Consider the following 19,675-nt stretch of genomic DNA (forward strand, 5'->3'; position numbering starts at 1 on the left):
GATCATAAAGGATAGATCCATATGTTTAATTTACGTGGAAAGGTTGCTCTTATTACTGGCGGATCTCGCGGTATTGGCCGGGCTATCGCCCTGCGACTTGCTGAGAACGGAGTTGATGTGGTGGTCAACTATGTTCGTCACAAAAAAGATGCCGAAGATACAGCAGCTCTGGTTGAAAAGGCTGGAGCCAGTTGTCTGGTGGTGAAGGCGAATGTTGCAAAAGAAGAAGACGTACATGCAATGTTTGGTGAGCTGGAAAATCGTTTCGGGCGACTTGATTTTCTTGTTTCCAATGCCGCCTCGGGGGTATTAAAGCCGGCCATGGAGTTAACGGAGAGGCACTGGAACTGGGCAATGGATATCAACGCCCGGGCTCTTCTATCTCTTGTTCAGCATGGAGTGCGGATGATGCAGTCCGGTAGTCGGGTGATGGCGGTATCCAGTCTTGGTTCGGTTCGGGCTATAGAAAATTACACCACTGTGGGTGCGTCCAAGGCGGCACTGGAATCTCTGGTGCGGCATCTCGCTGTCGAACTTGGGCCCAAGGGGATCATGGTTAATACCATCAGCGCTGGCGCAGTGGATACAGATGCCCTCAAACATTTTCCCAACCGAGATCAGATTCTGGAAACCGCACTCTCTAGAACTCCGCTTGGGCGGCTGACTACACCTGAAGATGTTGCCAATATTGCTCTTTTTCTATGCAGTGATCTTGCTACCATGATTCAGGGCCAGGTAATCACCGTCGACGGCGGTTACGCCATTCGTGGGTAATACCTTACAGATTGATTTCGTGTTTTTGCGCAAGAAAAGAATCTGCATGAAAGGTATTTATATCTCTTTGTTGAGTGTTAGTCCGTACCATCATCACGACCAACCCAATGGCTGGTATGTTCAGCCCTTGGGTTGATTTCTCTTACCTCTTTGTCCTCTTCCTGCCATGATGTATCACACCCTTAAGCCCCTGGTTCTTGCTTCCAATTCTCCAAGAAGAAAAGCTTTTCTCGATGATCTCGGACTCAACGTTACGATCTGGGCCAGGGATATTGATGAAACGCCTCTGCCAGGTGAAAACCCGCAGCACTATGTTGAGAGGATGGCCCTGGAAAAAGCTCTGGCGGTGAAAAACCGTTTTTCCCAGCACTATGTACTTGCGGCCGACACAGCTGTTTGCATTGGGGATACTATTCTTGGAAAACCGGCGGATGACGAAGAGGCTGTGGTAATGCTCCTATCGTTGGCCGGTCGGGTTCATCTGGTTCGCTCCGGAATATGTCTTCTTTCCGAAGCGGAAGGTGTGCAAATCGTTCATTCTGTTGCCACAGAGGTTCGATTTGCCGATTTTGATGAAGCGGTTGCCAGAGCGTATGTCTGTGAAGGCGAATCCCTCGACAAAGCTGGTGGTTATGGAATACAGGGAAAGGGCGCTTTTCTGGTGGAGCATGTGGCCGGATCCTACACTAACGTCGTGGGGCTACCACTTGTTGAGGTGGTTGCTTTTTTGACCCAACAGGGAGTTATCATTCCAGTCCGAGGCACAAAATAGGAGAATTTGCCCGAAATAGAAGTGGAATGGCATTCTTTGTTAAAAAATGAAGCTCAGCGCTGTGTGTTGACATTTTCGTATGTTGAGTGTAACAATTTTTCTCAATCTCTTTGAATTCAATTAATATTTATCAAAGATGAGCCAAAAAACAGCAGGAACTGCTTCTCTTTTGTCGGATTGCTGAATGGCAGCATGGAGCTGCCATTCTATTTTAAGGGATAAAACGCCAATTACATTTGGGTGTTTGAGCGAATATTGTTGAGATGCCTTGGAATTATATCAAATATTCAGTAGTATATTTTGTAAATCCTTGATGTGGCCGTCAGGCGTCTGCTGGCTTTCAGGATGAAAATGGCAGTTCTGGCAGTTAAGCGAAACTATCGCTGTTTGGAGCACCTATTTTTTTCATGCGGCTCTTGGCGGAGAAAACTGTGCAAAACTGCGGCCTGCAAATAGTAGTGATGTATTGTGTTACCTCGATCGGCGAATTTTTTGACTGTGTGTTGGTCTTTTCGTTATTCCAAACGATCGTGGAGGGGGAGGCGAGTTGACCGGAAATGCTGCTTCCGGCATACGACTGAAAACGCCAGATGTTTGCGTCCTTAAGCAGGAGCCCATAAATGACAGAGGCAATCCGCCAGCAAGAATGTCTTAACACCCTGAAGACCTTCAATAATACCGTTGTTACCATTCGGTTGTACCCTCCTAATGCACCGCAGATAGCCAACGCGGTTGAACGTGGCTATAAAAGCGTGAAGCAGTTTCTGCGACAATATGGTGCTTTTACCATTGCCCTCCGCGGTAATGAACCGGAGCTATGCGGTGAAGTCCTCGATCCGCAGGTTGTTCAGTCGATTTCCAATCTCATAGTTTTTCGGCACTTGAATCTGCTGCAGACCGATAGGCTGAGCATCACTGCCGGACTGGATCGGACTGGCTTTAAAAGGATTCTTGAAATCTTCAGTGCCAAGGTCGATCAGATCAAACAGGAAGATGGCGGCTGGGCCTATATTACCCGTCTGGGTCTGAATAAGTATTTTGCCGACCCCAATGCCGAAAAGAGTGAAGAAGCCGAGGAGAAAACAGATGGACCTGCGGCAATAGCGGAAATTGAAAGACATGAGGTTCGGCGTGAATATCTCGACGTTCTCCATGGGCGGGAAAATCGTTTTGCTGTCATTTCAGAGCTGAAGTCGGTCTTGGCAATTCCGGCAACCGGTGCCCCGATATTGGCGGCAGCGGTGCTGGGTGTGCTTGAAGGGATGGTCCAGAAAAAATTGTTCGTCGTTTCTCAACCGTTCCAGCTGATCATGGAGAACTGCGGTAAACTGATTGACGCAGGCCAGGCAAGAGAACTCGTTGCCGAGACAGCCACCATCCTCCTGAAGACAGCAGAACAGCCAGCGATTGTTCTGCTCATGTGCCAGTATTCCCAGGGCGAAACAGCCTCGATGCTTCTCCGGGCGCTGGAGCAGCAGATCCCGTTGGAGCTTTTCGGCTCCGTTATCCGGGATCTCCGACAGGCTGCCACACAGTTGCGAGTTACCCAGACCCGCGATTCCAAGCAATTGCAATTCGTGATCGATGCAACCGACCGGCTTTTGGTCACTCCTCGGGGAAAACAGTTCCTCGGGCAGGAAAAGGCTAAATCTATTATCGAGGCCGGGGAAAAGGCTCGGCGATCCCGGCGGGTAGAGGCAGGGATAAAGTCGCTGCTGCAGGGAAATGACGAGGTTCTGCAAAGTGAGGAGATACACACCCATCTGCCCTTTGTAGTGAGGAAAATGGAGGCCGAGGAGATGGATCGAGAGATCAAGGTTATCTTCTCAAAGCTTTCTGGCTACTACTTGGATGGCGATGGTCCAACGAGGGATCGGGCAATGAAAAGTCTGGCCCAGGTTGCCGAGAACCTCACAGAAGGGAAGCGCTATGATCTGCTGAAAATGATTTTCGAGCCGCTTTTCCATTGGCTGAAAACATCTGAAAACGGTGATATTATCTATGAAAAGGTTAGCCTGGCTCTCCATTGGCTGATGGCGGAATCCTGGAAAAGACAAGAATTTCAGGTCGGGGACGAGATCCTCAGTATGTTTTACCAGATACGTTCTGGCGCCTTGCGGCGACCGGGTCCGGTCAGGGCCATCATTGGCCGCGCTCAGGATAAAGGACTTGACCGGACGTTGATGCGGCAGCTGCTTGATCAATGCCTCGAATCACCGAATGATGAAGTGCTCAGCCGCAGGCTCATCCTCCAGGGCCCGATCGCCACGCGTTTTCTGGTGGACAGCCTTGTTCGAGCCGATGAAACGAATGACCGGTTAAAAATCATCGATCTCCTGACATATGGGGAGCAGTTTCTGCCGGCAATACTTGCTGAAAAACTGGCAGAGCCGATGCCGTGGTACGGTAAACGAAACCTTCTGAAGTTACTTGGTGAGACAGGCTCGGCTGATTACCTCGAAATGGTCTACCCCTTTTTGCAGCATGATGATCTGCGGGTTCAGCGGGAGGCGTTCATCTGCCTCTATAAAATGAGCGGTGAAAAGCGTAGAGACGCTTTGCTCCGGGCGCTGAATGAAAGCGGGGAGACCATGAAGTTACAGGTTGTCCGCGCCCTGGTGCCTCTTGGCGACAGTGAAGTAGCCGAGGGACTCCGCCAGGTGCTTGACGAGCACCGGTTCTATTCCGATGACTTTCGTGACACCTTGCTGTCCAGTGTCTGTCTTGCCATTGCTCGTTGCCCATATCCGCAAGCTGAGAGGATCCTACAGGGTTTTCTTGACCAAAAAGGCGATCGGGCAACCCGTAAGATCGGGGCTAAGGTTTGGAAGACTGCGGAAGAGGCTCTCAACCAGGTTTATGAAGCGCAGCAGGATGAACGGCAGTTGAAGGCCAAAGCTGGGCAGCTGCGAAAAAAAAGTTTATTAACTAAGGGGATCCCGGTAAAGGGCGGGGAACCCGAGCGCAGAAACATTACAGGGCTCACCGAAGAAAAGACGATTCGCGAACTGGTGGCAAATGACGATAAAGATCTTGCCCGGGCCCATCTTCTCGAGCTGATTACGAAGGTTTCACGGTTACGAAGATTCACACAGGCTGAACAGTTGCGTGAATGGCTGATTGAGATTGACTCTTCTGCCTTGACTGACATCATTCGGGCAGCGGAAATTATTGAAGAGGAAAAACACTCGGCGGTGGACAAGGGACATCTTGAGATATGGTCGGGGCTGTTTGATGTGCTGACGACTGAAGAGTTCAGCGCTTTTTATCATGCGTTGCAACATAAGCAGTTTAGCGATGAAGAGGTGATTATAAAGAAAGGCGCGACTCAGAACGCACTCTTTTTTATCAACACGGGCAAGGTTAAACTCTTTTTCCGGGATAAGGATCGCGAGATGCTGGCTGCAACCCTGCAGGGGGGGCAGATACTTGGTATAGGCTCTTTTTTTGACGCGTCTGTCTGGACCATTTCGGCAGCAGCCCTCGGTCAGGTTGATGTGTCAATCCTCAAATTTGAAAATATGCAGGAATGGAGCGAATCATATCCGGCCCTGGAGTCGAAACTTCATGACTTCTGCCTGAAATTTGAGAGTGTTGACAAGGTATTCAGCAAGGCAGAAAATGATCGTCGGCGCTACCCTCGCTACCCGACACCACCCTTGCGGCTTGCGGTAACGTTATTGAACAGTGCAGGACAGGGCGGCGTGACTACCAAAGCAGACCTGGCCGATCTTTCACGAGGCGGCGGTTCGTTTTTTATGCGTATTTCCAAGCGGGAAAATGCCCGGCTGTTGCTCGGCAGAAGTCTCAAAATCGCTTTGCCGGTTGAGGAACCCGACGGGAGGGCGATCTCGTTTTCTGGTGTGATCGTGGCCGTCCGGGCACAACATGCCATGGAATACGAATATTCTGTTCATGTCGAATTCGATACGGTCCTCGACAGCAGTCAAATGCAGAAGATTATGCGGTTGTTGTAATGGTAGTGCAACCAAGACTGAATCTTTTTGCTCTCTATGCGCTGTTGATGCGCCGATAAATTGATCCGGATCATGAATTCTTCTGAAGACGCAGTTTCGCGCTTTTATTTCGACCACCTGGAGAATGGCCGGCAGGACAAGGGGGTGCTCACCGCTGAGTGCCCTTTCTGCCGAACCCAAGAGGGCGAAAAAGCCGGAAAGCTCGTGGTCATCATAAACCCGGGAGCTTATTTTCATGGCTATTTTCGTTGTCTCAGTCGCTGTGTACCTGGTGGTTTTCCTCTCTGGTTTGCACATCTGATAGGGCTGGCTCCGGATGCTGTTCCCGGCTATGATCCTGATCGTGATCCATTACGGCAACTGCCCGATTACCCTGTAGCCAACATAAATGGAGAAATGCGGTCTTGCCATGACCGGCTCTCAGATGAGATTCTCACGAGATATCGGGAGATGGGGGTTCAACCTGAACTTCTTTCGGAGTTGCAGGTTGGATATAACGGTCGCTATATCACGTATCCCTATATCCAGGCCGATGGCAACTGCTATTCGCTGCGCTGCGTTTTTCCCGAGCGGCCTGAAGACTATTTCTGGCAAGGCGATGATCGCTTTTCTAACGATCCGTTCAGGATTTTCAATGTTCAGGATATTGAGCGATGCGCTGATGGAACGCTTTTTCTCTGTGAGGGTGAAGATAATTTCCTGACTATCAGACAGCAGGGTTATCCTGGTGTTGCCGTACCACACCACCAGGCGTTTGAGAATATTGATCCCGAACAGTTTAACGCTATTCGTACCATCTTCCTGGTCACCGTTCACAGTGGCGAGGCAGATGCTGCTGCTCGTGAACTTGCTGCTCGAATCGGTTACAAGGTCAGACTGCTCGTTTGGGCCCCTGGTACTCCACGGAACTATAGTCTCGCTGACCTGGCGCGGGAGAAAGGGAAAAACTTCCGGCAGGCTGTAACGGAAATGATCCGGCGTGCCAACGCTTTTTCTCCTTTTGCCGGCCCAGAGCGCGAATATGCACGATTCCTCCAGCAGTTGGCTGGACGGGGAGAGGGGGCCTACACCTCTATCCAGACCGGTTTTTCCCGCCTCGATGGAGCGCTTGAAGGATTGCATGGTCTCAATGTAATTGGTGGCGCCCCTAAAGTCGGAAAGTCGGCATTTGCCATTCAGGTAGCCAGCCAGATGGCTGAACAGGGAATTCCAGTACTGTATTATGATTTTGAAAATGGCCGACAGCAGATCTATCAGCGCATCCTCAGTCGGCTCTCTCGTCTCGAGATTCGGCAACTGGTCGAAGGCAAGCTTCAGGGAACTGAGCGTCAGCGTTTTGATGATGCTGCAGCGAAGCTACGTCGGATGCTGAATGTTTTGCGGGTAGTGAATGATCGTAAACTCACTCCCGAACTGATGCGTAGACATATCGACTTCATCCGCCATGAGACCCGCAGCAAATATGCTGTTGTGGTTATTGACAGCCTACATAAGCTGCCGTTCAAGGATTTTAACGAACGGCGCACAGGCATCGATGCCTGGCTCCGTCATCTTGAGTCGATTCGCGATGAGTTGCAGGTCTCGTTTCTGGTGATTTCCGAGTTGTCGCGCGGCACTGAAAAAGCTTATTCTGAAGAGCCGCATCTTGGGGTATTCAAGGGCTCTGGAGATATCGAATACAGTGCTGACAATGCTATGGTCCTTTTTCCGAAAACAGTTCAAAAGCAGAATGGCGACGGAGATAAGCGATCTGCCACACTCTGGGTAGTTGCTTCACGAGAACACAGCCCTGGACCAGTTGCAAGTTACGAGCTCGATTATCCGTTCTGGGGTTTTGTGGAAAAAGATGTTGAGCCTACTTTGTAGGCCTGATCCGCAAAAACTGTAGCCGTAAATGAAATGATCGGAGCTCAGCTCCTGTCGCAGGCTTGAAATATCTTCCTTCAACAACCATGTGATGACAAACGAAACCACGAAAAAAAAATATGGTGAGATCGTTTCCCTTTTGCTGGACTCGGGAAAGGTCAGCGAGAAGGATGTGCGGTACGCCGAGCGTATTCGTGAGAAGTTGGCGACACCACAGCCGCTTCTGAACATCTTGAAAGATCTTAAATTGATCACTGATGATACGGTACGGGAAACCATACAGAAAACCAAGTCGACTGTGCGGATCGGCGAGTTGCTGGTTGAGCTGGGCTATTTGGCACCGGATGATCTCCAGGCTGCGTTCAATGTTCAGAAGGAAACGGATACTTCGCTTCGAATTGGCGAAATTCTGGTAAAATATAACTTTATTGACAGTCGGTTGTTTAACAGGATCCTGTCGATCCAGCTCGGATACCCGGTAGTCCAGCCGACTCTTGCTGCCATCGATCGTGACCTCACCTCACGGGTGTCCACTAAGCTTCTTAAAAAACATAATTTCCTGCCGCTCAAAAATAAGGATGGCGCTACTATTGTCGCCTTTTACGATCCTACTGACCATGAGGCGATTGCTGTCGCCAGAAAACTGTTCGGTGCCCAGATCATTCCTGCTGTCAGTGATCAGAAAGCACTTCTCGACACGCTTAAGATCATGGAGAATGAGGCGGGTGGGAAGGCGATAAACGTTGATAATAAGACCGTTGTTGGAGTGGTTAATTCCATTATCCTGGCAGCCATTCAGAACGATGCCAGTGATATCCACATCGAGCCGATGGCAGATGTGATACGCGTCCGTTTCCGCCTCGATGGCGTCTTGGCTCATCATCAGGATTTCCCCAAGGATATTGCCCCCGCGCTCAGCAGCCGGCTGAAGATAATGTGCAAGGCGGATATTGCGGAAAGACGACGCCATCAGGGTGGCCGAATTCTCTTCGACTATAAAGAGGGCCAGGTTGATCTGCGCGTTTCCTTCTATGTGACGATTCATGGCGAGAAGATTGTTCTCCGGCTTCTCAAGCAGAAACAGGAGCTGTTGGATATCTATTCAATCGGTATGTCGTCCAGGATGATCCATCGTTTCCTTGAGGAGGCGGTCTATCAGCCAAGCGGTGTGTTGCTGGTCACTGGGCCAACAGGCTCAGGTAAGACTTCAACTGTCTACAGCTGCATTAACCATGTGAACAATCCGCAGATCAGTATTATTACTGCTGAGGAACCTGTGGAATATGTGATGGAGGGGGTGGCCCAGTGCTCCATTGACCCGGCAATTGACCTCACTTTTGAGGAGACGCTTCGTCATATCGTTCGACAGGATCCAGACATTATCATGATCGGCGAGATCCGTGATAAATTTTCTGCCGATATGGCTATGCAGGCTGCGCTTACCGGTCACAAGGTGCTGAGCACATTCCATACAGAGGATTCCATCGGTGGCCTTATTCGCTTGTTGAATATGGATATCGCGCCTTTTTTGGTATCTTCGACCGTGGTCAGTGTTCTGGCCCAGCGTTTGCTTCGAAGGATTTGCCCGGCATGCGCCGCACCGGTCAAGATTACACCAACCCAATTGCAGCGACTGGGGTGTGAGTTCGCCGACATTGCCGATGGTAAATTCATGAAGGGGCGCGGCTGCAGTGAGTGTCGGCAGACTGGTTATAGAGGCAGGGTTGGGGTTTTCGAATTGCTTGTCCTTGATGAGCTTGTTCGGGATGCCATACTTGACAAAAAAACCAGTTTTGAAATCCGGCAGATCGGAGTACAACATGCGGGATTGGTCACATTATTGGAAGATGGGCTGGTCAAGGCCGCGGCGGGTATAACTACAATAGAGGAGTTGCTGCGCTGCCTGCCAAAACTTATGCCCCCTCGCCCTCTTCATGTCATTCAGCGTTTGTGTGGAACCGTAAAATGAGCGATGTAAATTCTTTTATTGATGATATTGAACGCTTTATCGAGTCTGGAAAACTGACGTTACCGGTCTTCAACCCGACTGCCATGCGGGTACAGCAGGAACTGGTCAAGAAAGAACCGGATATGGGAGTGGTGGAAAAGCTGATTATCCGTGATCAGACTTTGGCAAGTGAAGTGTTGAAATTAGCAAATTCTGCCTTTTACCGTGGATTGGTGGAAGTGCGGACGGTAAAGGCTGCTATGATCCGGTTGGGAATGCGGGAGGTGGGTAAAATTGTGTTATTGGCCGCATCAAAGACCCAGTTTCGTATTGTTGATAAAGAGCTGTCTTTGATGTTGAAAAAGATTTGGCAACATTCCGCCGGCAACGCGCTTGCTGCCAACTGGCTTGCCCGGCGGTGTGAGTTTACCGAATTGGCTGGGCAGGCTTTTTTTAGTGGTTTGTTCCACGATATCGGGAAGCTGTTTTTACTGGTCGCAGTTGAGCAGGCCAAGTTGCGTACATCCGGTAAGATGACCAACGCCCTTCTGCTGGAGGTGATCAACACCCTGCACACCCGTCAGGGCTATAGCCTCATGCAACATTGGAATATGCCAGAGGAGTACTGTGTCGTTGTTCGGGATCATCATGAGCCAAACGTCGATGCCAAAAACACCCTGCTTATTATTGTTCGTCTGGCAGATATGGCCTGTCACAAACTAGGTATCGGTATGTGTTCGCTCACTGATATCAACCTGGCGGCCACACCTGAGGCAAACCTTCTGGAAATCACCGAGATTGATCTAGCTGAACTGGAGATCATGCTGGAAGACACCACTGCTCTGACGCGCTGAATAATCTATTTTTCCATATAAATTAAGCTGTATATTTTCCCATCTTTCCTGCAATAGGAATGGTGTTTTCAAGGTGCTATTTTTTTTCATCGCGATCTTCTTTTGCTACTTTTATGTAGAGCATCTGGATCACCCGGTATTACTACTTCTTTGTGCCATTACATCTATGGTAAATCTCAATTATGTAGGATAAATGCCTAGTTATTCATCAAAAACGATTGGACTTTTCTGATTATCTTTTGATAGAGTTCATGTGTTAGGACTATTTGCTATTTCTGAGTACTGTTTGAGCCATTTCTGAATGTTTTAACTCGTCTTTGTTGCCTGATTATATCAGGCGAAAAACGAGGACAGACATGCCAGGCTGAAAGAGATTGCAAAGAGGAAACCGTCAATCGTAAAACTTCGTTACACTGGATCAAAGATACATTCGGAAACGGATATAGAGACGGATTCCGAATATGTGGTTTGATTTTCTCCTATATCAACATGCACTGGCAATTTTATAGTCTTCCTATTCGCGATAAGCTGAAAGTTATCATCTTCATGGCATGCTCAGTGGCACTCTTGCTGACGGCTGTTGTGTCGGTGGTGAGTCAGTGGGGTGTTGCACGGGAACAGCTTAAGACGGAATTGGAGACACTGGTTCAGGTGATAAGTCAGAATAGTGTTGCCGGATTGACCTTTCATGATCGGGATGGGCTTGAAGATGTTTTGGGTTCTCTACAGGTAAAGTCAACTGTTATAAGTGCCCAGATAATGAACAGTAACGGTGAGGTCTATGCGAGATTCGTGAATCCTGCTTTTCAAGATGAATTTCGGGAAGAGATGACGCCTCGTGAGTTGCTGCAGCAGCCTATAGGGGTTCGGTCTACTTTTGAGTCAGCCAGATGCAATCAACCGATCACGCTGGATGGAAAACAGATAGGCCTTCTGACTGTTGAAGTGAGTAACAGGGAAAGCAATCACTATCTCTTTCTTGTAAGCGGGGTATTGCTGCTCACGAACGGTTTGGTCTTTGCGCTTGTGGCAATGATGAGCGGCAGACTGGTCAAGGTGATTTCCTCACCGATCACAGAACTCAGCCGTGCAATGAAAAAAGTTTCAGATGAGAACCAATATACTGTCCGGGTTCCCATTTTCAATGAGGATGAACTCGGTCTGTTGGCCCGTGGATTCAACGAAATGTTGGCCCAGATTGAGGAGCGGGACGAATATCTGGAAGAGCAGGTCAAAGAACGGACACGTGATCTTGTGGAGGCGAAAGAGGTAGCTGAAGAGGCGAGTCGGGTCAAATCGCAGTTTCTCGCTAACATGAGTCATGAGATACGAACGCCGATGAATGGCGTTCTAGGCATGGCGGAACTCATGCAGGCAACGGATCTCGATGCCGAGCAGACAAGACTGGCTAAAACAATTCAGGGCTCGGGAGAAGCCCTTTTGGAGATCATCAACGATATCCTCGATTTTTCCAAAATCGAAGCGGGACGTCTTGAGCTGGAATATATCGACTTCGATTTGCGGATGCTAATCGAGGATGTGGTACAACTGCTGGCACCGCGTGCCCACGCAAAACACCTGGAACTGGCAACTGTTTTTGAAGATAGGACCACCACCGAACTGCGTGGCGATCCCAGTCGGTTGCGGCAGGTTATCGTCAACCTGGTGGGTAATGCAATCAAGTTTACCGATAAAGGTGAGGTTGTCGTGCATGTTTCCACCATTTCCTGCGGGGTGAACCGGGAGATGCTTCATGTCGAGGTGAAGGACACTGGAATCGGCATAAGTTCGGAGAGTATGAAGCAGTTGTTTACACCATTTTCCCAGGCCGATGGTTCCATGACCAGAAAGTATGGCGGCACTGGGCTAGGACTGGCTATTTCCAAACAGATAGTCGAACTGATGGGCGGCACTCTACGTTGTGAGAGCGAACCAAAAAAGGGCTCAATTTTTTATATAGATGTCGAGCTGCCGCAATGTCTCGCCGAACATCAGCAGGTGGACAGAGAGTTTGAGGGGTTAGATGGGTATCGGTTATTGGTGATAGATGATAACGCGACTAATCGGGCCATTGTCACCAATCAGACCAAACGTTGGGGCATGGTAAGTGACAGTGCCGCAAATGGTCGGGAAGGACTTGACACCCTGCATGAGGCGATCAAGAACCATTGTCCATACGATTTTGTGGTGCTCGATATGCATATGCCCGATATGAACGGTCTGGAGGTCGCCAAGGCTATCCGCAACGATCCTGCTTTTCAGGATCTTAAAATGATCATGCTCACTTCGGTGGGGTTGCGGGGAGATGCCAAAATGGCCCGTGACAGCGGGATCGTGGCCTATTTGACGAAACCGGTTCGCCAGGCCGAACTCTATGCGACGTTTATCAAGGTACTGTCTTTGGGTGGCGATGGGGCGGATAAACAGATTATCACGAAATATAATATTGTTGATAATATTCCAGCCTTCGATTTGTCAGTGCTTGTGGCTGAAGACAATGAAACAAACAGGGAAGTCGCCAAGGGGATGCTGAAATATTTCGGTTGTCGAGTCGATTTTGTCGAAAACGGAATGAACGCCGTGAAAGCGGTGATGAAAAAAGATTACGATCTGGTTCTTATGGATTGCCAGATGCCGGAGATGGACGGTTATGAGGCTACTATGGCTATTCGTGCCCACGAACAGAGTGCAGGAAAGGAAAGCGCCTTGAAAATTGTGGCTCTTACGGCCCATGCCCTGGGTGGAGATCGTGAACGATGTCTGAAAGTCGGGATGGACGACTATATGAGTAAGCCGTTCAAGCAGGACGACCTGCAGGAGATGTTGCGGAAATTGTTTACCGACAAGATGGTTCGACCGCGACAGATATCCGCTTGCGAGTTGGGCAGGACAACGAAAAAAATCGAGTCACCTGAATCTGACAGGACAACGGTCAGCAATGAGCAGGAAGGTATATTTGAGGCGAAGACGAACAAAAGAGAGAGGGAATCTGCAATCGATGTATCGGTGCTGGCTGGTCTCAATGCCTTGGAGATTCCTGGTGAACCTTCAGTGAAGGACCAGGTGGTTCGCGCCTATCTGAACAATGGTGAGTCAACCGTGGCAAAGTTGAAGGGCTTTGTTGAAACAGGCAGAATGAATGATCTGCGGATAGCTGCTCACACCATGAAATCAAGCAGCGCAAACGTTGGCGCCTTGCGGCTTTCAAAGATGTGCGCAGAGCTTGAGTCCATTGCTGCTGTAGGAATAATAGAGAATATAGATGATCTTATTGAGGCGATCCATAATGAGTATTTGCAAGTTGAGGACTCTCTGAACATGGAGCTGATATTGGATGATACACAGCATACCTGAACGGGATAAACCGCTGGTTCTGATAATCGACGATGATCTGTCTATGCGTCTTGCCATGAAGGCCGCTATGGTCAGATCCGGATTTGAGGTGGTGATGGCGGAAAACGGTCGAGACGGCATAGAAATGTGTACTCGACGGGAACCGAATTTGGTGTTGCTTGATGTCGTCATGCCGGAGATGGATGGCTTTGAAACCTGCCTGGCAATACGTCAATTGCCGAGTGGAGAATTTACTCAGATTCTGATGGTAACCGGCCTTGATGATGTGGAGTCCACCGAAAAGGCATTTGAAGCAGGTGCTGACGGCTTTATTTCCAAACCAATCAACTGGGTGATGCTGGGGCATCGTGGGCGATATATGCTGAGGGCCGGTAAGGCCTTCCAGGAGCTGAGTAAATCCAGATTCAGACTTGAAAAAACGCAGCAGATGGCTCAGCTGGGTAATTGGGAAATTAACCTGCAGACCGGAGAATTCAGCTGTTCAGATGAGGCGTGCAGGCTGCTTGGACTAGGTGACAATCAACGGCCAATGAGTTTTGAGCATTTTTTCTTGACCGTATCGGCGGTGGAGAGAGATGAAATAAAAGATAGGATCGAAAAGGCGATCCTTGAGCGACGTTCGTTCAGGGTTCCCTATCGGGTCTCGCATCCCGACGGCTCACAGCGCTATATCCTCAATCAGGGAGAAGTACTGTTTGATGATCAGCAGGTTGCTGTGATCATGTTAGGGGCGGTGCAGGATATCACCATGCAGAAGCTGGCCGAGGAGGAAATTAAACGGCTGGCCTTTTATGATGGATTGACCGGACTTTCCAACCGGTTGTTTTTTATGAACCAGTTGGAGCAGGAAATCCTCTATGCCAAACGAAAGAGTACGATTTTTGCCCTGCTTTATCTCGATCTCGATCAATTTAAACGGGTCAACGACACCTTTGGCCATTATGTCGGGGACCAGCTTTTGAAGAAAATTGCCTTGGATCTGCAAAACTGCATACGGGCAGCTGATATTGCATCAAGATTCTGCGACAATGACCTTGAAAAGCTGATAGCGCGGTTGGGAGGCGACGAGTTTACTATTATTCTCACAGGAGTCAGGAAGGTTGAGCATGTGGCAACTGTAGCCCGCAGGATTGTGAAGGAACTGCCCAAACCTTATACCATTGAAGGTCACGAGATAGCCATTACCACCAGTGTGGGTATAAGTATGTACCCTGCCGACGGTAAGGACCCGAATATACTGTTAAAACACGCTGATACCGCTATGTATCAGGCTAAGAAAAGCGGCCGAAACAACTACCAGTTTTTCCGAAAAGAATTAAATGCTGAAGTTGTAGAGCGTTTCTCTCTGGAGCGTGACATATCGAGAGCACTTGATCGAAATGAGTTTATCCTCTACTACCAGCCAAAAATTGATTTGAGGTCTATGGGGATTGTTGGGGCTGAGGCACTGATTCGCTGGAATCACCCCGAGCGGGGAATGGTCTCGCCGGCTAAATTTATCCCGATTGCCGAGGAGTCAGGCCAGATTGTCGGTATTAATAGATGGGTCGTCAAGACCGCCATCGAACAGTGGCAGAAATGGATCTCTACAGGACATGTACCAGGCACAGTGGCAGTAAACATGTCGGGTTATCAGTTTGCCCAGCAGAAGGTTATGAACACGGTTGCTGAGGCTCTGGAGCTTTCAGGGCTTGATCCCGAGTTTTTGGAAATCGAGATTACGGAAAATATTCTGATGCAGAATATCAGTGAGGCGGCGGCAGTGCTTCAACAGCTGAAAAATATGCGGGTACGAATAGGCATCGATGATTTCGGGACCGGGTATTCTTCGCTCAGTTATATAAGCTCGTTTAAGGTTGATACTATTAAGATCGACCGTTCTTTTGTGATGGGCTGTATCGAAAAACCGGACAATCTTGTTATTATTAAGACCATCATTGCCATGGGCCAGAGTCTGGGCATCAAGGTGGTGGCGGAAGGGGTGGAAACCGCTGAGCAACTTGAACTTATCCGACAGCATGGGGCGGACATGGCCCAGGGCTATTATTTCTCAAAGCCAGTGCCACCAGAGGAATATATAAGATTATTGGACAAGAAACTATATTGACCTTATCTCTGCCTGATTGGGAAAGTCTAAAAGGAACGCCTCAGCTGGAACAGGAACCTGTCCCGGCTGAGGCGTAGTTGTTTGGGGGATAGTTCAAATTTGTTCGCTTTCACGCCAAGCAGCCAAGGCGGCAAGTGATGCTTCTGCCCGTTTCTGCCCGCGAAACCGCTTCGGCACTTTCTTTTCCCAGGCAGGAAAAAGACCGAAGTTGACGTTGGACGGTTGAAAATGGGCGGGATCGCTGGTGGTTAGATGGCGGATAAGTGCGCCGAGTGCGGTTTCCGGTGGTGGTACAACCGGGGACTTGCCGGTAGCTTTCCTGGCGGCGTTAATGCCGGCAAGCAGCCCCATGGCCGCCGATTCCACATAGCCTTCCACTCCGGAAAGCTGGCCGGCGAGCAGGATATCCGGCCGGTTTTTCACCTCGAGGCTCGGCAGCAGGATCTCCGGCGCACAGACGAAGGTGTTACGGTGGATGGAACCGAGGCGAACGAATTCGGCCTGTTCCATTCCCGGTATCATCCTGAAAATCCGCTTCTGTTCACTGTAGGTAAGTTTGGTCTGAAAACCCACCATATTGTAGGTTGTCCCCTCTTCGTTCTCCATTCGGAGCTGGACCACCGCATACGGATCCCTGCCTGTGCGCGGGTCGGGAAGGCCAACAGGTTTCATTGGTCCGAAGCGCAAGGTGTCCTCGCCTCGGGATGAGATAACCTCGACCGGCAGGCAACCCTCGAAGTACTTAGGTTCTTCAAATGCTTTCAAGGGAACATAGTCGGCTCTGTTGAGCTCGTGAATGAACAGTGAATAGCATTCTTTATCCATGGGGCAGTTCAGGTAATCACCAGGGCCCTCGTCGTAACGGGATTTGCGGTAGATGATTTCCATGTTGAGGGAATCGGCGCTGACGATGGGAGCGATGGCATCGTAAAAGGCGAGCCGTTCACGTCCGGTCAGTTTGATCAGGTCCTCGGTGAGCAGTTCAGAGGTGAGCGGGCCTGTGGCAAGAACAATGGGTTCCTCTGAAGGTGGAGGTAGTTCCCGTACTTCATGGCGGATGATCTCGATGTCGGGATGGGAGGTGAGCGTCTCGGTGATCATGGCAGAGAATTTCGCACGATCAACGGCCAGTGCCTTGCCGGCAGGAACCCGGCAGGCGAGAGCTGCCTGCATGATAAGCGAGCCACAGCATCGCATCTCTTCTTTTAGCAGGCCGACAGCTGAGGTTACATCGTCTGAGCGAAAAGAATTGCTGCAGACCAGCTCGCCGAGCTCCGGTGACTCGTGGGCGGGGCTGAACTGAACGGGTTTCATTTCATGGAGTGTAACGCGGCAACCACGTTGTACAGCCTGCCAGGCGGCTTCGGCACCGGCGAGGCCACCACCGATTACGGTTATATGTTGCATATTTTTCCTGCATTGAGGCGATCGTGATTAAGAGGACCGCTCTGGTTGATTTGAAGTTTATTTGGGGTACTCGATCTTAACCGGAAGTTTTTGTCGGCCCCACTGCAGAGCCTCGTCATGAGAGCTGAAATAGAGATCGATCCGGTTCCGGCCTTTGATGGCACCTCCGCGATCTTCGACCCGTCCCCAACCCCAGCCAGGTACATACATCCTGGTACCGAAGGGGTAGTAGCGGGTATCGGCGGCAATGGTACCATCTTCGGGCAGGAGAGACCAGGGCAGAATGCGTAAAGGAATCATCCAGGGATGGCCGGCAGTGTCCATGGAGAAAAGACCGGGTTGAGGTTCCTGAGGGTCTGTTCCGCTGGCTGTAAGACCGGTGTAGGGGCGACCGGCACCGGAACCGGCACTGACGTAACGGTTCCAGAAGTCAAGCTTGAGATAGCTCCAGCTTCCACGTTCCCAGCTGCAACAGACTGAGCAGCCGCAATAGGCTGTGGTCTCCATCATCTTGCTGACCGGCTCTTTGGCGCAGCCTCCGAGGATGAGTGTCGCGAGTCCAAGCAAACAGATAGTGTGAGAAGTGAATCTGCTGGTGTTGAAGTTGAAGTTTATGTTCGATAAAACCATTTCTGTATTTCACGTTGATTGAACAGTTTCACCACCGGACGGCCATGGGGGCAGTGGGAAAAGAGATCTGCTTTTGCCATTTTATTCAGCAGGGCGTCAATTTCCCGGTGGCTGAGGGTTGTACCCGCCTTGACGGCTGCTTTGCAAGCCATGGTGGAGAGGATATGTTCGATTTTATCGCCGCTGTCACGACGGTTGGTTTCGCTGCCGAATTGTTCGAGGACATCGGCCAGTAGTACCGATGGGTTCGATTTTCCTGCAAGTGCGGGCACCGCAGAGATGAGATAAGAGTTGCCGCCGAATTCCCGAAGAGAGAAGCCCATCTGATCAAGTTCCTCCGCGTATTGTTCAACCAGTTTTGCCTGAAATAGAGTGAGTTCGACAGTTTCGGGAAAAAGAAGATTCTGGCGGACTACCGTTCCACCCAGGTATTGGCGGCGCAGTTCTTCAAACAGCAGACGCTCATGGGCTGCGTGCTGGTCGATAACCAATAGCTGGTTTTCATGGTTTCGGCAAAAGATGTAGAGATCGGAGAACTGACCGATAATCTGCAAGCCATGTCCCTCAGGGCTATCGGGCAAAAGGGTGGACTGCTGCGGGACAGCTGAGACTGTAGGGCGAGGTGTACAAGGTGCAATCGGTTCCTGTCGAGGTGCTGGCGGTTCTGCCGTTTTGAGCGTTGGACTCTCAATCTGGCGAGACGGGGCCTCCAACATTACCGATGTTGTATCAGGCTGGCGTATTGTTGGCGCAGCTTGTCTATTGCTCATCGGTGACGTCTGAGGCAGTGAGGTCGGTTTTGCGTGAGTTGTATGCTCTGGTGATGAAACAGAGACATGTACGGTTGCCGGTTCCGGTTGGAAAGGGCTTTCGGCCGGTTGATCACGTTCAAGCGGAATGGAGGTAGTGGCAGTTTTCCCGTCTCTACCGAACATCGTTGTCTGTAAACGTATCTGCTCATACTGCATGGCGGCGGCGACCGTGCTGCTGATAAGAAAATGGACGTCGCGACTGTTGCGAAAACGGACTTCATGTTTGGCAGGGTGGACATTCACATCCACTTCGTCAGGAGGCAGAACAAGATGGATAAGACCGGCAGGGTTCTTGCCTTTCATGAGAAAATTGCGGAGTCCTTCGGCGACCCCGTGGCTGATCATCCGATCTTTGACAGCTCGGCCGTTGACAAAAAGCCGTAAACGGGCCGGGCCGATGTTAAGTTTTTCTGGTGGCAGCAAAAAGCCGTAGACATATCGAGCTGATTGACTGTGGTGAGAATCTTCACCAACTTCGATAAATTCCCCACTGTAATTCATCACTGACGCTAATCGCTCCTGCAATGAGAGCGTGTTGTCCAGGGAGAATGATCGTTTGCCATTTACTGAAAGGGTAAAACTGATTTCCGGCCTCGCCAGAGCGTAATTTCTCACGACTTCGTCGATGTGGCCGAGCTCGGTGCGAACCGTGCGCAGGAATTTTTTTCTGGCTGGGGTATTGCCAAAGAGGTTACGGATCTCAAAGATCGTGCCGATACCACAACCCGCCTCATGAACTCGGATGAGTTTTCCAAAATGGACTTCAGCCCGGGTGCCGAGTTCCTTATCGGTGCGTCGGGAGGTGATGGTCATCTTCGAGACCGACCCAATGGAAGGGATAGCCTCGCCACGAAAGCCAAGGGTGGAAATCGCAGACAGATCAGCGTCGGTGGTGATTTTCGAGGTGCCATGACGCTCAAGACTGAGCAGCACATCGTCCTCATCCATGCCTTCACCGTTATCGATGATGCGGATGAGACCGGTGCCTCCACCTTCTATCTCGATTTCAATTCGGGTAGCACCGGCGTCGAGGCTGTTTTCCAGCAATTCTTTGACGACGGAAGCGGGACGTTCAACAACTTCGCCGGCGGCGATCTGGTTGGCGAGCTGTTCTGGTAATATACGGATTTTAGCCATCGAAAAAAAGGAATTAACGTTGCGTGATAGGGATCAC

Annotated in this window: 11 protein-coding genes; 8 read left to right on the top strand and 3 right to left on the bottom strand. The window is 50.2% G+C overall.

Annotation, left to right across the window (positions count from 1 at the left end; all coding sequences use genetic code 11):
* Nucleotides 1-21 precede the first annotated feature (21 nt).
* The 8 genes from fabL to BUF15_RS12315 all read left to right on the top strand — a co-directional run bounded on the left by fabL (nt 22) and on the right by BUF15_RS12315 (nt 15,652).
* Complete coding sequence (gene fabL, locus BUF15_RS12280; RefSeq protein ID WP_073613785.1) at nt 22-774, top strand: enoyl-[acyl-carrier-protein] reductase FabL; 753 nt, start codon at nt 22-24, stop codon at nt 772-774.
* A gap of 166 nt (nt 775-940) precedes the next feature.
* Nucleotides 941-1,546 carry a Maf family protein gene (locus BUF15_RS12285; protein WP_234981167.1) on the top strand — a complete coding sequence of 202 codons (606 nt, stop codon included), beginning with the start codon at nt 941-943 and terminating at the stop codon, nt 1,544-1,546.
* A gap of 620 nt (nt 1,547-2,166) precedes the next feature.
* Nucleotides 2,167-5,523, top strand: coding sequence for a cyclic nucleotide-binding domain-containing protein (locus BUF15_RS12290; RefSeq protein ID WP_073613787.1), 3,357 nt, complete (start codon nt 2,167-2,169; stop codon nt 5,521-5,523).
* A 72-nt stretch (nt 5,524-5,595) separates the two neighbouring features.
* A complete protein-coding gene (locus BUF15_RS12295) occupies nt 5,596-7,389 on the top strand; it encodes a DnaB-like helicase C-terminal domain-containing protein (RefSeq protein ID WP_073613788.1) in 1,794 nt (597 codons plus the stop codon).
* A 91-nt stretch (nt 7,390-7,480) separates the two neighbouring features.
* Nucleotides 7,481-9,358, top strand: coding sequence for a GspE/PulE family protein (locus tag BUF15_RS12300; RefSeq protein WP_073613789.1), 1,878 nt, complete (start codon nt 7,481-7,483; stop codon nt 9,356-9,358).
* Nucleotides 9,355-10,191 carry an HDOD domain-containing protein gene (locus BUF15_RS12305; protein ID WP_073613790.1) on the top strand — a complete coding sequence of 279 codons (837 nt, stop codon included), beginning with the start codon at nt 9,355-9,357 and terminating at the stop codon, nt 10,189-10,191. The genes BUF15_RS12300 and BUF15_RS12305 overlap by 4 nt, the downstream gene beginning before the upstream one ends.
* A gap of 546 nt (nt 10,192-10,737) precedes the next feature.
* On the top strand, nt 10,738-13,545 hold the full coding sequence (locus BUF15_RS12310; protein ID WP_159441291.1) for a hybrid sensor histidine kinase/response regulator: 2,808 nt from the start codon (nt 10,738-10,740) through the stop codon (nt 13,543-13,545).
* Nucleotides 13,526-15,652 carry a putative bifunctional diguanylate cyclase/phosphodiesterase gene (locus BUF15_RS12315; protein WP_073613791.1) on the top strand — a complete coding sequence of 709 codons (2,127 nt, stop codon included), beginning with the start codon at nt 13,526-13,528 and terminating at the stop codon, nt 15,650-15,652. The genes BUF15_RS12310 and BUF15_RS12315 overlap by 20 nt, the downstream gene beginning before the upstream one ends.
* A 93-nt stretch (nt 15,653-15,745) precedes the next feature.
* Here BUF15_RS12315 and trmFO read toward each other — a convergent pair whose 3' ends face one another.
* Genes trmFO through mutL form a run of 3 tightly spaced genes read right to left on the bottom strand, consistent with a single transcriptional unit; the run spans nt 15,746 to nt 19,638 of the window.
* Nucleotides 15,746-17,059: a methylenetetrahydrofolate--tRNA-(uracil(54)-C(5))-methyltransferase (FADH(2)-oxidizing) TrmFO gene (gene trmFO, locus BUF15_RS12320; protein ID WP_073613792.1), complete on the bottom strand. Its 1,314-nt coding sequence runs from the start codon at nt 17,057-17,059 to the stop codon at nt 15,746-15,748.
* 57 nt (nt 17,060-17,116) lie between these two features.
* Complete coding sequence (locus BUF15_RS12325) at nt 17,117-17,689, bottom strand: 3D domain-containing protein (protein ID WP_073613793.1); 573 nt, start codon at nt 17,687-17,689, stop codon at nt 17,117-17,119.
* Nucleotides 17,671-19,638 carry a DNA mismatch repair endonuclease MutL gene (mutL, locus tag BUF15_RS12330; protein ID WP_073613794.1) on the bottom strand — a complete coding sequence of 656 codons (1,968 nt, stop codon included), beginning with the start codon at nt 19,636-19,638 and terminating at the stop codon, nt 17,671-17,673. Before mutL ends, BUF15_RS12325 begins: the two co-directional genes overlap by 19 nt.
* Nucleotides 19,639-19,675 lie beyond the last annotated feature (37 nt).

Origin of the sequence: Desulfopila aestuarii DSM 18488 (genome assembly GCF_900143695.1) — a bacterium.
Classification (GTDB): domain Bacteria; phylum Desulfobacterota; class Desulfobulbia; order Desulfobulbales; family Desulfocapsaceae; genus Desulfopila; species Desulfopila aestuarii.